Source organism: Leptolyngbya boryana PCC 6306 (genome assembly GCF_000353285.1).
In the GTDB taxonomy this organism is placed as follows: Bacteria; Cyanobacteriota; Cyanobacteriia; order Leptolyngbyales; family Leptolyngbyaceae; genus Leptolyngbya; species Leptolyngbya boryana.
In genome coordinates this window covers 136,327-150,131 of the sequence record NZ_KB731325.1, presented here as the reverse complement: position 1 = coordinate 150,131, position 13,805 = coordinate 136,327, and the positions used below count along the sequence as shown (strand labels likewise).

The following is a 13,805-nucleotide window of genomic DNA, read 5'->3' as shown; positions in this document are numbered from 1 at the left end:
AAAGCAATCCACGCCGAAATTCTCATCAAGAAGGGATCGGCAATGAAAGAACCATCTGACCACCGACCTGCGATTCTTTTTGGATCAGAAAAGATTGAAGCAATGCATGGCTGATATACATAAATAAAGATTGCATTGTTATGCATATCAGCTATGATATTGATACACGACTTCTTGGACAGATATCATGGCTAGTAGAAAGTGGCTTGCCGAGCTGATTCAATCTCAATACATCCCCTTCATCCAATCCGTGAAGAATACGGCGGCTGGTCATAAGAAGCTAGAAAAATTTACCGAAGAACTCCGTCAAAGTTGGGCAGAGCGGGGGCTAATATCTCTAAAACAGCAACAAGGTTGCATGGATCAAATCCGCAGAGCGATCAAGGATGGGCTGGGCGAAGATCACTTCTCTCTCGACTTCATCGCGTTCTCTACCGAAGAATATACGGCGCTTAATGATGAGAAGCAGCGTAGTGTCGCTGAACGCAATGAAGATGTGAAATACATTCATGATCCGGACAGAATTGTCGCTCAAGCCGTTCGACTCCTGGAACGCCCAGATTGGGCTGATGTTGCCGCAGGTCTAGCCGTACTCACTGGACGCAGAGTGACAGAACTTCTGGCAACCGCAAGGTTTGAGCCAAAAACAAAGTGGAGTGTCACCTTTACAGGCGCATTAAAACGACGCCAAGAGACGCAAACGCTGAGTTTTGAGATTCCGACGCTGACCACTGCTGATAAAGTTTGCAAAGCGCTCACCAAGATTCGCCAACAGCTTCCAGAAGCTCAATCGATGAGCGCAAACAAGATCAATCAAAAATTTAGTCAAAGAGTTGCCGTCGCTTGCGATCGACATTTCGAGAATCTGGTTCCATCTAGAGCTGGAGGCAATCTATATACTCATCTTTTTCGTGCGGTGTATGCGACCATCGCCACATTTTGGTATTGTCCTGCCAATATCGATACAGTTGAGTTTCGGGCAGCAATTCAGGGACACTATCAAATTCTGGACAAGAAAAGTCCAACGCTGAAGCGATCGCTAGCGGCATCTCGACATTATGCCGATTTTGATATTGCTGACTCGGTGATCGCGCAGCATCATGGGAAGCGCAAAGGTATCAAATTAGGGCATGGAGGTATTGAACCAATTGCAGCCTTCAAGCAGGAAGCATCCGTCGAACAGTTAGAACAACCAAAACGGACAAGCAGAAAAAGAAGTACGTTGAGCTACTACACTCAAGACCACGATCGCTGGATCTCGATTCTGCAGTTGATCGCACCTGATGCAAAGAATCAATCTGAACGGACTGCCAAACTACTGGAGTGGATCGAAGCCCAATTTCAGCAAACACCCGTTGAACCTGCGTCAAGTCAACCGCAAGAGCCATCGCCTATAGTCGAAATTGAACCTCCGTCTTTAGAGATCCAGCCGATCGAAGACACACCGCCCAAACTTGATCCCACCGTGCAGCTTTTAGTCGAGCAAATGGCTCAGGTTATGCAGTCTGTCGCTAAATTGACCGATGCAATCAGCGCAGGACAATTAGAACGCACCTCCCCTCAAAGGCAACGTTCAACCCCATCCTCGACCCAAACACTTCATTCAACTCAATCGTCAACAGCATCAACAGAGAATCCTCAACCCGCTCGTCCCCGTGGACCTAGAGGAGCATCAGGAGAGATTGTCGATCGGGCGATCGATGCGATGATGGCTTACAACGATATGGCAGAGCGTTTGCATCAAGATAAATGGGCAATTAGCATCAATATCCTCAAGGAATTTGTGTCTTCTCAACCCGCAATTCAAAGAGGATTAGAACAACGTGAAGCGGAGATCAGAGCGCACCATGAACAACACCAAATTGACCCGAAAAAACACAATTTCTTCCATAGAGGAAAGCATAAAATTACTGATTTCATTCAGATCGAGACTGAGCCTCAGAATCAAGAATCTGATGCCATTCCCAACTGAGCTGCCAACTCAGGATCAAACACGGCGCTTTCCCAGTGATTTGCCATTCTTACTGCCTTTGCAGTGAGACCCTTCACTCCCTTGAAATTCGCTCCTGTTAGATTTGCCCCTGTCAAATCAGCTTCGGTAAAATTGGCTTCTGCGAAATTGCCTTGACTCAGATTCGCCTCATACAATTTTGCATAGTAGAAATTGCTACCGACTGCCTTTACTCCGGTCAACGTTGCGCCCGTGAACGTTGATCCCGACAAATCAGCATATGCCAATTGAGCGGATGTAAATTTCGCACCGGTCAGATTAGCGTTCATCAATTTTGCCTGCGTCAGAATCGCTCCTTCCAACTCTGCTGCTGTGAGATCAGATCCATTTAATTTGGCTTGCTTTAATGTTGCTTGCCCCAAACGAATCTTCATCGAGACCGTATCCGTGAAATCGGCAGCGGAGAGATTCGCTCCAGCTAGGTTCGCTTCAGTTAAGAGCGCTCCTCTCAGCGCAATGCCTTCTAAATTAGCATTCATTGCTGCAATGCCTTCGAGCGATACTCCATCTCGATTGAGATCTTCTAATGCTCGAATTCGCGCATAACTTACAGACACATTTGCAGCTGCATCAACAACCTGCCACGCTTCGTAGTGCTTCTGCGCTCTACGCTCAGGAATTTCTTTGAAATACAAAATCACTGCGGCAACGACCGCGATCGATTCCGCATTCTTGAATATGACTTGCACAACATCCCGAATCGATGAGATCGAGGTTTCTTTCTCAACCCACAGAGCAATCAACGCCAGAATGACGACTGCACCTGTAACAAACCAAGCCGTTGGAATGCGTTCGAGTGTCAGGCTCAGCCAGCGAGTCATATTCTGATACGTTTGCTGAAGACGATTGGAAATTTGATGGTGACGCAGAACACCCATCAAAAAGCCTACCAATAATAACCGCGCCATCCATTCTTTCATGGTTAGAGCCGATACTCGAAAACGTCTCATCATCTTTCACCCAGGCAATGTTCGCGATTTTACTCGACAAGCCAGGTGAATTGATCGTCAGGAGAGGCTTGAAATTCGTTACCCTCTCCGTCACTAGAAATGTCGATACAGAAACCCTCTAAGTATTACAGTTGTAGATAGCTTAGACTGAAGAGAACTATCTGGAATATACCGTTGTATGGATAGGCTCTCGATTGACCCTTCCCAAGTCTTTCTAACTGGACAGGCATTAGAAACAGTCTACGAGTGGAGTAACACGCTGAAATCGTTTCAGCAACGACTGAGTCCTTACTTTGCTCGAACTGAAGCGCGTCAAGCAGCTTTCAATTACATTCAAGCCTTGCTCAGTCCCGTCGAGCGGAAAAATGGTTGGCAAATTGCTGAACAGGTCGGGAATGAGAATCCTTACCGAGTTCAACATCTGTTAGGGCGTGCCCAGTGGGATGCGGAAAAAGTCTGTCAGGAAGTGCGGCAGTATGGGGTTGAAGGTTTGAGCGAATCGGACGACATCTTCGCAGTGGATGAAACAGGATTTCTCAAACAGGGACACCAGTCAGTCGGGGTGCAGGTTCAGTATTACGGCACAACCGGACATCTGGAAAACTGTCAGGTGGGTGTCTTTTTAGCCTACATTACTGGCAAAAGTCATACCCTGATTGACCGTCGCCTCTATTTGCCGAAATCCTGGGCGGATGATGCAGACAAGCGATCTAAAGCAGGAGTACCAAAAACAGTGAAGTTTGCGACCAAAGCGCAACTCGCTCAACAGATGTTGCAAGCGGCATGGGACGCTGGGCTTCGTTCTGCTTGGGTAGTTGCCGATGAAGTGTATGGCAACGATGCTGGTTTCTGGTGGTGGTTAGAGAAGACTGGACAACAGCCTTACGTACTCACCGTGAACAAAAAACAACCAGTGGTGATAGGTTGGCAACCTAATCGAGCCGAAGCAGTGAAATGCCCCCCAAAAACTAGACCACTCCAAGAGCGACAAGAAACCGTTTAAGGAGTAGGATCAAGTGCATGTCAAATCAAGCCAAGAAATACAGCCCGCAATTCAAAGCCAAAGTCGTCCTCGAACTGCTGCGTGGAGAAAAGACGCAAACCGAGATCAGTCGAGCGCACGGGGTGCATCGCAGTGTATTAACGCGGTGGCAAAACGAATTTGTCGAACGAGCGTCGTCTGTATTTGGCGAAGTTGGACAAGTTTCGGAAGTCGAGTCGCGGATAGCCGAACTCGAACAGATGGTGGGAAAATTGACGATGCAGTTAGAGATCGCAAAAAAAGCATCGAGCATCTCAGTGATGAAACAAAGCGGCAAATCGTAGCTGAACTTGAACCGCACTATTCAGTGCGGCAGATTTGTGAAGTACTATCAGTGAATCGGAGTAGCTTGTACTATCAGCCCGTTGAAGAAGAACTTGCAACCGAAACAGAATTGAAAAGCGCAATCGACAAAATTGCAGGGGAGTTTCCAAGGTATGGATATCGACGGATCACTCAGCAACTGAAACGGCAAGGCATCGTCGTGAACCACAAGCGGGTGGCGCGAATGATGAAAGAGATGGGAATTGCAGGCAAAGCCCCAAAACGGCGATGCCGAACCACGAATAGCAATCATAGCTTTGCACGATATCCGAATCGCGTTGCAGGACTGAAGATTGAACGCCCTAACCAAGTTTGGGTGAGTGATATCACCTATATTCGATTGGGAGAAGGCTTTGTTTATCTCGCTGTGTTGATGGATGTATTTACTCGGTGTATTCGGGGTTGGCATTTAGGGCGAGGCTTAGATCACAGCTTGACCTTAACTGCATTGAACAAAGCGCTCGAACATTACCAACCTGAGATTCATCACTCCGACCAAGGAGTGCAATATGCAGCGACAGGCTATGTCGAGGTGCTCAAGCAACGCAAGATTGAAATCAGCATGGCAGAAGTGGGAGAGCCAACGCAGAATGGCTATGCGGAGAGATTGATGCGAACCATCAAAGAGGAGGAAGTAGATTTATCAGAGTATCGCAACTTTGCGGAAGTCTACATGCAGGTCAAAGTGTTTTTGGAGGAAGTGTACATGAGGAAGAGGATACATTCATCAATTGGATATCTAACACCGATTGAGTTTGAAAGTGAATGGAGAAGCAATCAATAAAACAAACACGAAAAAGAATAAGCAATAGCAGTATACTAGCTCGTAGCTAATGCTGCTTTTATCGACAAAGGAAGTGGTCTAGTTTCAAGGGGTCATTTCACAGTCTGTCTGTCTGTGCCACCGGAGCAATGGCAACGCCTGAGTTGTGGTCAAGGCAGTAAAGGAGAACGAGAGTATGAATGGGCTAGGGTCGCAATCAATTGTGGCGATTCCGGAAGGTTTCAGCGGTGGTTAGTGTTTCGTCGTTCTCTGGAACAAATCGACCCACCGCAACACGTTAGCTATTACCAAGTCTTTGCGCCTAAGGACACATCATTAGCAACGATCGCGAAAGTAGCAGGAAAACGGTGGGGTATCGAGGAGTGCTTCAAGTTGGCAAAGAGTCAGTTGGGCTTGGCAGATTACGAGGTTCGTTCTTGGGTGGGTTGGCATCGGCACATGACGTTAGTATTAGCCGCACAAGCATTCCTGACTGTACTGCGCGCTCAAGTAGAACCGCTGATACAATGCTCTCATAGTGCCTCCCCCCCTTTGGCTCTAGTTGGCTCTCCGGTTGCGTTCAAAGTGTTCAGAGGGTAATCATCAGATTGAGTTCGTGGGAGATGCAGCGTTGGATATGGAGACTCCTATTTCCAAAGGTTTGGTCACTTGAATCCATTTTGCATTGGTCTTACTGGCGCAGAGTGCATCAAGCAGTCGCTCGATACCATCACTACCGCAAACGTTCTCAATCCTAGATCTACAACTGTAATACTAAGAATTGATGATTACAATTCCAACGATGCCTATTTTTGTCTGTTTGTAAGTTAAAAGAATTCTTACTAAAATTCTTACTAAAATTGATGTTATGCTGTGGGCAGTCAGCAAAACGTGGCAAAATGCCAGACAGGGCAATCGTTCTATGGCTCGACCCATTAATCCAAAATGCTTAGAATGCTCAGCCTATTCCGTTGAATGGGCGCGTGTGGAACATGGACCTAACGGCGATGGCTGTTGGGTTGAGGAAGAGAATCGTTGTGAAAAACTGCGATGGCAATATCAAAATCGAGCAGAACAGAATGCTAAACGTCGATTAGAGTATCGCCTCCGACAGCAGGCAAAACAAACTGTTGCTCAGGTCAGCTTTCCGGTTGCTCAACGCCCAACGCCGATTCGGATCATTTTTTCTGAAGAGCCTGATAACTTTAAGAAGAACGTTACTTTGGTTCATGCGATCGAGTTCCAGCTTTGGGTGGGAACAGAATGCTATACAAAACGTGAACCCATTGCCTGTTGGGGAATGCGGGGAGATGAAGTAGCAAAACTCATGGAAGAGATTCTGACTGAATTTACGGCTCAATATAGTGCCACGCTCAATCAAGGAAAGCACTTTAAGAAATTTGTGACGATTCACAAGCATATTCGGGAGTGCAAGATTAATCATCCCTGGAGTCTTCAACATGGATGAGCGGCAAAGACTTCATGCCGCACTTCAAGAGGCTCTTGTAGCACCTGTTAAGGCTGACTGCCGTTCGCTCTGTCAGTTGCTAGAAGATGCGATCGCTTTGCAGCCGGATGCAGTTTGTCTCCAAATCGGAGGAGATGCGATCGCACTAATTGCCGAAGTTCTCTACCTGAAGATGATGGCTTATCAGGAGGTGAATAAAACGGATGTGCCTGACGAGGAAGACTCCGGATTCCCAGTCCTCGATGACGATGATCATGCCTATGAACGACACACGATGAGCCTGGATCTCGAAAGCGATGAGGAGGAATGGGGAAAACCTAAAAAAGTTGCTTCTCGCAGAGCACCAAACGATTCAGTTGCCGCACCTGTTCCGCCGAAGCGCGTCCTGAAAATGCTACAGGATCTTGCAGGGGATGAAGACCCAACTGGATGGAGCGTTGCGATCTCAGCTTGGCTCAAGCGTAAGAAGATTAACGAGCCCATCCCAATTGCGCAGATTCATCAGTCGATGAGAAAACTTTCGATCGTCGAGCTTTGGCTAGGACTTTTACTCGGCGGATTTCTAATCGAGGAGAAACCTAATACAGATGAGACGTTCTATCACGATATCTCGGATGGAGCAGTCTGGTTAATTCAGCAATAGGGCGTTGAGTTCATCATGTTGAGTTGTCGATCGAGCAGTTGGAGACGTTCTACAACATCAGCTCCTGTCACAATCTCTACACCGTCGATCGATGAAACTTTGAGATCCATTACAGCATTCGCAAAGCAGAGAATTAGATATACATTTCTGATACGATATTGAACCCGGATTGCTTCAGCTTGTCCCCGACATTGAAGCAGCAAGTTCCGACCTCCAAAGGAACGCTCTCTGATTGAATTCGGTAAAACAAACAATCGCCCTCCCTCACAGTGAACTTTTCCCTTTATTGCTTTGACCTTGATCGGATAAAGGTTGCCATTCGGCGAAATCGCAAAGACATTCACATCGCCGTATCGAGGCACAGGCTGATTAAACTTAAATTTCCACCTTTGCTGCACTAAAGGAATGAGCTTTGCTGCGATCGCTGTTTCGGCTCCGGCTCCTTGCACCACTTGCTACGATCTCACTTTCCAGTAATGAGCACGTCCAGCAACAAGTACCACGATGAAGCAGACGGCAAGCATCACAATTCTGAACGCCCCAGACAGCGCAAATCCTCCAAGCACGATAGCTACTCCAATCCCAACCCCAGCAGCACGGAGATATGTCAAAGACTTTGCGCGTCTTGCCTTTGCCAGCACCCAAACTGTTGCACCTGCTTGTCATCGACCCTGTGCTAAATCAGAAGATTTCGGAAAATAGTTCTTCCTTTTCATTCTCATCTCTCAAATACTGAATCCCAAATCGCGCTTCTTCTAACTCGCTGAGAGGAGCAGATTTCTAAATGTTACCGAGCACATCTAGTGCCGCTAAGGTTGATCACGGACGGTCACAACGCCCGTGGGACTTTTTTTTACCTCCACGGGCATTGTTGACCGTCCGTAGGAGGTTTTTTCTTGATCTTTTCCACACTCGCCTTAAACTTCCGATTGAATTGCACAGGCAATTCATGATCGAACACGGATAATTGTTGATGAGACAAGGAGCTGAGCTACATCCTCGGTAAAGCTTGGAGTCACGTCCAAGCCTAAGAGACCATGTAGGTCGTAGCGCCGGATGCATTGAAAGGTGCTCGTCCGGTGCGATGAAGGCATGTAGGCGCAAAATTCTAGCAATGGAACAATTCCTACATTTCTATTCAATCTCAATGAAACAGGGCGACCGTGACAGACTTTAGCAAAGAATTGCTAGAGCCGTACTAAGAGAATGGGGGTGTAAATCCTACTGAGGGGATGAAGTCTGCCAGAATGAACGCATTCAGACACATAACCTCAGCCTGTGTCGGGAGTTTCCAAGATGGCGACATCTGGAATCGGAGAGTCGCTTTCTCTCCGGCGAGTCTGCAATACAGAGTCGATGAATAGCTCAACGATGATCGGCGGTTTAGTTCTGGAAACTGCTTACAGGTGAGAAGTTCTAGGGTGCCAGGGCAAAGCGCGAATCGGGTCGGAGCGAGTAAGGAGGGTTTTCTGGTTTCTACCTCCCCAAACCTGCAACGGGAAAGGCTAAGCCTTTAGCGACGATTCTTGTGAGTAGTAATTCACTAGCAACACCTACGGAAATTTCGACTTTTAGTGCTAAACGGGCAACATCTACAGATACCGGATCATCAATTCGGCTCGTTGCAAAGCACAACGGACTTCAAACTCTGTAGATCGATGAGCGGGGTCTGATAGGAGATCAAAGGGCTGCCAGTCTTAAGATCGCTCGAGAGTCACCGTGAATGGCTCAATCGAAAACAAAAGGACCGACGACATCTCAGTTTCACATTGTCAAATTCAAAGCTGGTGTAAGCTTTCTCAACGATAAGACGTGGAGCGATTCGAGGAATCTGAAATACGATTTTTCGACCGTTCATCGATTTCCGTATCCCACGGGTCAACACAAACCTAAAAGTCGAAAAGTTGAAAACGTCAAATTAAAGTCGTTTTTGCTGCGTCGAAACGGTTGCCCAATGCTGAAAAATCCTTCCATGTTCCGTCTAAATGGAAATTGGAAAGTATGCAGATGGCAACTGGATTGGTGCTCGGTTTTTGAGAATTGAACCGAGGGGTTTTACCCTGAATCAATTCTCTTTTTTCCGTCGAGTAATCGCTATGTCTTACTCGTTTGTCGTCATTGAACTCCATGTGCTAATTCGTCGCGTCGCGATCGACTATGTGAGATTCGGATATTACCGATATGCAATGAGAGAGATTCCAGCTGGCAAAGATCCATTACACGTCGATGCCAAGCTCATCGAAACCTATGACATTACACAATGTCGCATGACTCGTACAAGGCGGAAACGTCAAGGACTGGCAAACGTTGTTTTTGTGCGGCAAGGGCATCGCTTTATCTTGCTCGCAACTGAAGGGAAACATCCCGCGTTTGATCGAATCTGCTGGCGAGACATCCGCATTGCTCCGATCCATTTTGCAGGATACTCGATCGGGATGAAAGGTGGAGTGCCCTGCGTACAAGTTGCGCGTCGTACCTGGAAACCGATCGAGCGCTATCTTTTCGCGATCGCACATCGTCCCAAATCAGAAGTCGAAGCTGCCATGAACAATCTTCGGTTCTATTCGTTCCCAGGGGTGATTCGGCAAAAGCTGAAGCTCGTCAAAACGATGAATCGAATGCGTCGTAAATCTCATCGCCCCCGCGTCGAATTGCATCTAAGACTCGAACGAAAAGCGGATTAGGAAGCGCGATCCTTGACAATCTCCTCGAGCACATCAATGAATTGATCAATCACTTGATCCAGCTTCACTCGATCTCGAATAGAGGCTTCTACTTTTTTTAACCGACGCGCGATCGCATGAACCCGATCGCTCGGTTTTAATGTCTCACGAGAAGAAGGTTGAGCGACCTGTTGAACGATGCTTTGCACATCTCGGACTGAATATCCTTGAGCTAATGCTTCTTGAAGAACATTGGCACGGACTGTCGGATCTTTCACTTTGCCAATCTCTAACGCTGAGGAATATGGTAATCCTCCCTCTAAATGAGCTTGGCGAATCTCATAGGGGAGAGTGAGCGTTCGCAAATTCTTAGTCCGAAATGTCTGAAGCTCAATTCCAAACGAGCCGAGCAACGATTCAATCTGCTGCAACTCTGTACTTTTAGGTTGATTATTTTTCTGTCGGTCGAGATGCCCTTCTTTATTAATCACCTCGATAATGTGCGACTGCTCTAGCTTGAGCTTCAAAGACAATAGTGCTAGCAGAGCTTCGGTTTCTTCAAGTTTACTGAGATCCTCGCGCTGAAGGTTTTCTCGAAGTGCAAATTCTAATGCCTCTTCAGGCGTAAAGTCTCCGACAATGCACTGAACAGCCTTTAAGCCCGCAAGCTTAGCGGCTCGTAAGCGGCGCTCGCCTGCTACGACTTCATAGCAATCTCGATCAATATAACGGACATTAATCACACCTTGAAATCCATACCTTTGAAAGGATTGCGCAAGTAGATTTAAGCTATGTGGCGAAAAATAGGTTCGGGATTGCTTGCCAACTTGAATGCAGTTGAGAGGAATTAGCTGAACGTTTTGTTTTGTATCGACATCCTCGACCAAATTGATTGCGACAGCGTCGTTTTCCGCCTTCATACTCAAATATTAGGTTTAGCAACATGCTCAGAACTGTTCGGCTACGGAAATCACGTTGGAATACAATCGCAAATTTCAACTTTAAATTAAAGAGAAATCTTTCCGTTGCGACGTTGCAACAGAATTTTGAGGGCAATACACAGAGTCTGAGTCATTCTCTATCGGCTCTAAGAGATAACCTGCTAAGCCAGCACCATATTGAGTTCACGACAAATTTCTTCTAATCGCTTCTCTTGATCTGACGTTCTTACCAAATAAGATCGCAGAACTTGAAGTTCATGTATCAATCTGAGGCGCTGAAGTCGCTCCTGCTCTTCTCTAACCCACTCTTCCTCCTGATCATCTAAATAGCGAGCAGTCCAAGGTATAGGAGGGCGACCGCGTGGGATTCGCGTTGTTTGTAGAACAACTTGTCGTACTTGCTCATGAGAAGCAGCAGAGCCAATTGAGATCGCAAGTCGAACCGTTTCGCTTGTATTGATGTTCGACTTTAAAATAGTGGCAAAGCGTGATCGCAACTCTTCAAGTCTTGCTCGATCAGCAGGTTGAAGAGAGATTGGAACAACGATGCGTCGCCGAGAAGAATCCATCGAATGGTATTACCATTATTCCGTCTCTGATGCTAGAGCAAGAAATTAGGCGAGCAAGCCACTTATTAACGGTAATACCATTAATCCGTCGATACAGTGAACCTATGCTCCAAAGTCGTAAGTCGCTGTTTTCTCGACCTATTTTCGGCAAACTGCGTAATCGAGCATTGTTGGTTGAGGAAACCTCAGTCCACAAACATCTGATAAATTCAAGCCAGGTTTCGCGTACTGTAGTGCTACGGTACATACCTCATTCATAGAGAGCTTAACTGAAAATGGAGGACTTAATCTGATTCAACAAGCTGAATTTCGTGTACTGTAGTGCTACGGTACATACCTCACAATTATAATGAGGCCCATGGCAAAGCAAATCAGATTGGCAATTATGACGGGGGCTGGGGGCGTGGGTAAGACCACGTTGGCAGCAAACCTGGGGTACGAAATTGCTCGATTAGGATACAAAGTCGGGCTGTTTGATCTCGACCCTCAAGGTTCGCTTAATGTTGCCTGTCGCCTAAATAAGACCCCTGCACCGAAAACAACTTGCGCCTGGATCTTCTCAGGCTTCTTTGATGGAACGTATTCATTTGTCCCCGTTTGGAGCAATCATGTTAAGACCCTTGAGGTATTGCAAGGAGGAAATGCCCTTTTCAAAGTGATGCCAAATTTGGCGCAAACTGGGGGAGTTGACCTGCTCAAGGATGCGATCGAGCAATATCCCTTGCCACATGATCTTATTATTTTTGACTGCCCTGCAACGCTAGAAACAATTCCCAAAGCAGCTCTGGTTGCTGCAACTCATCTGCTCATCCCGTTAGTGCCTGATGCAAAGGCGATTGACGGAACAAGAGTACTATTAGACTGGTATGCTGCGAGTATTCAAGAACTCAAACTTGATTCGCCACCTAAAATTCTAGGTTTTGTCATCAATAATGTTGAAAATGGGGCGGAACATCAGCGATTGTCCCAAGAGCTACCGCCCTACTACAAAGCGCGAGGCTATGAAGTTTTTCCGATGATCCGACATTACACCGCATTCACAAATGCGTGGTCAGAGGGGGTGCCATTAAGGGTACATCGAACGAGCCACCCAGCTATCGAGCCGCTTGAGGCGATCGTTAATAATATTGTGAAAGAATTGGGAGGAAAGCAACGTGGCAAAGCGAGATCGACTCGACATAGATAACTTTTTTAGTGAAGTCGATCAGAACCAAGAACTTCACAATCTGCGAGGCAAAGTTCAAAGTCTAGAAGAAGAGTTGAGCCAGAACGTAGAGCGGGAACAACAGCTTGTTAGTGAGATTGAACATCTCAGATCACAAATGCTGGATCCAAAAGAGCAAGCGCAACTTGAAACGCAGATCGGGGTATTGCGAGATCATCTCAAAGGCACTCAGGGAGTCGTTAAATACCCAGTCAACAAAGTTCATCGAAACCCGAACCAGCCCCGTCAGACCTTTGATGAAGAGGTCGAAGCAATGCGGCTATCTCTATTAAAAGAAGGGCAACTCGATCCAATCATCTTGTTTGAAGATGGAATGTTATTTGATGGAGAGTGTCGCTGGCGCTCGGCTGAAGCGATGGGGTGGGAAACCATTGATGCTGTCTTCACAGCCCGACCTCAAGATGATAAAACACTTCGACGCAGAGCTTATCTGACCAGTTTGCACCGTCGAGGATTAAACGCACTTGACAAGGCAGAAACGCTGGTTGCGATCGCGAGTGATGAAATTCCAGATTTACCCCAAGAAGATGTATCCCGCATCGTAAATCGAGTATTGATTCGGCTGAAGCGTAAAAATCAATCCCTTGGAGATCGTTTACATCTTCAACCCCAGGAAGAACAACAGAGAGTACTGGAAGAGCTTGGGCTTGAGGAAATCGAAGTTCAAACGTTTTTGGTCTTTCTTGGTCTACAGGAACACCCAGCTTCTCTCAATCGCAACATTTTTCCTACACTCAACCTGTTTGATGACTTAAAAGCAGCAATCCGAACTCAACGGCTAGGCTGTCCTCAAGCATTACTTCTCAATGGGCTGTCTGCTCAAAAGCTTGGAATCACAGAAAAACAAGCTTTAAAGTTGCGACAGAAAGCAATCAAAGAAGTGACCTCTCGGAACTTATCGACGATCGAAACAAGACGATGGGTAGCTGAACAAAGAAAACAATCCTCTAAAAGTGGGGAAGCAGAAGATTCATCCGGCGAACATCGCAATGAACAGGTTGACCAAGTGATTCACGTTATCCGCGATTTAAGCCTTAAAGATGCACTTCCTGTAGAGCAGCGGAACGAGCTTAAAACAGTGTTGAAAAATGTTTTAGCGCAATTAGAAAAAATGGTCTGATATGCTCTGAAGGAGTTTTGATATCTCTTCAGGCAAACCCGATGCTGCAATTGCAGCATCGGTATCTATTGGCAGCTTCTATTTTA

General features: G+C 46.6%; 14 protein-coding genes. 10 read left to right on the top strand and 4 right to left on the bottom strand.

Annotated features, from left to right (window positions below; all coding sequences use genetic code 11):
- Positions 1-187 precede the first annotated feature (187 nt).
- The gene (locus LEPBO_RS0131750) at positions 188-1,972 is read left to right on the top strand and encodes a protelomerase family protein (RefSeq protein WP_017291636.1); all 1,785 of its coding nucleotides are present in this window, start codon (positions 188-190) and stop codon (positions 1,970-1,972) included.
- On the opposite strand, the gene LEPBO_RS38980 is transcribed toward LEPBO_RS0131750, so the two are convergent.
- Positions 1,945-2,964 (bottom strand): pentapeptide repeat-containing protein, encoded by a 1,020-nt coding sequence (locus LEPBO_RS38980; RefSeq protein WP_081614819.1) that lies wholly within the window; start codon positions 2,962-2,964, stop codon positions 1,945-1,947. The two genes, LEPBO_RS0131750 and LEPBO_RS38980, sit on opposite strands and share 28 nt — an antisense overlap.
- 175 nt (positions 2,965-3,139) lie before the next feature.
- On the opposite strand from LEPBO_RS38980, the gene LEPBO_RS38975 reads away from it, so the two are divergent.
- The 5 genes from LEPBO_RS38975 (at position 3,140) to LEPBO_RS40530 (ending at position 7,201) form a co-directional block, all read left to right on the top strand.
- Positions 3,140-3,964, top strand: a complete 825-nt coding sequence (locus tag LEPBO_RS38975; protein ID WP_017291634.1) for an IS701 family transposase — start codon at positions 3,140-3,142, stop codon at positions 3,962-3,964.
- A 17-nt stretch (positions 3,965-3,981) separates the two neighbouring features.
- Positions 3,982-5,111 (top strand): IS3 family transposase gene (locus LEPBO_RS0131730; RefSeq protein ID WP_096735604.1). Its coding sequence is split into 2 segments (ribosomal slippage): positions 3,982-4,255 and positions 4,255-5,111, totalling 1,131 coding nucleotides; the frame shifts between segments, so codons are not numbered across the junction.
- Positions 5,112-5,225: 114 nt separating this feature from the next.
- On the top strand, positions 5,226-5,690 hold the full coding sequence (locus tag LEPBO_RS38970) for a hypothetical protein (RefSeq protein ID WP_017291631.1): 465 nt from the start codon (positions 5,226-5,228) through the stop codon (positions 5,688-5,690).
- A 268-nt stretch (positions 5,691-5,958) separates the two neighbouring features.
- Positions 5,959-6,558, top strand: a complete 600-nt coding sequence (locus tag LEPBO_RS40535) for a hypothetical protein (RefSeq protein ID WP_017291630.1) — start codon at positions 5,959-5,961, stop codon at positions 6,556-6,558.
- Positions 6,551-7,201 carry a hypothetical protein gene (locus LEPBO_RS40530; protein WP_017291629.1) on the top strand — a complete coding sequence of 217 codons (651 nt, stop codon included), beginning with the start codon at positions 6,551-6,553 and terminating at the stop codon, positions 7,199-7,201. Before LEPBO_RS40535 ends, LEPBO_RS40530 begins: the two co-directional genes overlap by 8 nt.
- Here LEPBO_RS40530 and LEPBO_RS0131710 read toward each other — a convergent pair.
- A complete protein-coding gene (locus LEPBO_RS0131710) occupies positions 7,192-7,653 on the bottom strand; it encodes a hypothetical protein (RefSeq protein ID WP_017291628.1) in 462 nt (153 codons plus the stop codon). The genes LEPBO_RS40530 and LEPBO_RS0131710 overlap by 10 nt on opposite strands.
- Before the next feature lie 52 nt (positions 7,654-7,705).
- Between LEPBO_RS0131710 and LEPBO_RS0131705 the strand changes: the two genes are divergently transcribed.
- Both LEPBO_RS0131705 and LEPBO_RS0131700 read left to right on the top strand, forming a co-directional pair.
- Complete coding sequence (locus LEPBO_RS0131705) at positions 7,706-7,903, top strand: hypothetical protein (RefSeq protein WP_017291627.1); 198 nt, start codon at positions 7,706-7,708, stop codon at positions 7,901-7,903.
- Positions 7,904-9,297: 1,394 nt separating this feature from the next.
- Positions 9,298-9,885, top strand: a complete 588-nt coding sequence (locus tag LEPBO_RS0131700) for a hypothetical protein (RefSeq protein WP_144056419.1) — start codon at positions 9,298-9,300, stop codon at positions 9,883-9,885.
- Here LEPBO_RS0131700 and LEPBO_RS38955 read toward each other — a convergent pair.
- Both LEPBO_RS38955 and LEPBO_RS0131690 read right to left on the bottom strand, forming a co-directional pair.
- Positions 9,882-10,784, bottom strand: coding sequence for a ParB/RepB/Spo0J family partition protein (locus tag LEPBO_RS38955; RefSeq protein WP_017291625.1), 903 nt, complete (start codon positions 10,782-10,784; stop codon positions 9,882-9,884). The two genes, LEPBO_RS0131700 and LEPBO_RS38955, sit on opposite strands and share 4 nt — an antisense overlap.
- Before the next feature lie 182 nt (positions 10,785-10,966).
- Positions 10,967-11,374 (bottom strand): hypothetical protein, encoded by a 408-nt coding sequence (locus LEPBO_RS0131690; protein ID WP_017291624.1) that lies wholly within the window; start codon positions 11,372-11,374, stop codon positions 10,967-10,969.
- 358 nt (positions 11,375-11,732) lie between these two features.
- Between LEPBO_RS0131690 and LEPBO_RS0131685 the strand changes: the two genes are divergently transcribed.
- Positions 11,733-12,560 carry a ParA family protein gene (locus LEPBO_RS0131685; protein WP_017291623.1) on the top strand — a complete coding sequence of 276 codons (828 nt, stop codon included), beginning with the start codon at positions 11,733-11,735 and terminating at the stop codon, positions 12,558-12,560.
- Positions 12,529-13,719: a ParB/RepB/Spo0J family partition protein gene (locus tag LEPBO_RS0131680; protein ID WP_017291622.1), complete on the top strand. Its 1,191-nt coding sequence runs from the start codon at positions 12,529-12,531 to the stop codon at positions 13,717-13,719. Before LEPBO_RS0131685 ends, LEPBO_RS0131680 begins: the two co-directional genes overlap by 32 nt.
- Positions 13,720-13,805 lie beyond the last annotated feature (86 nt).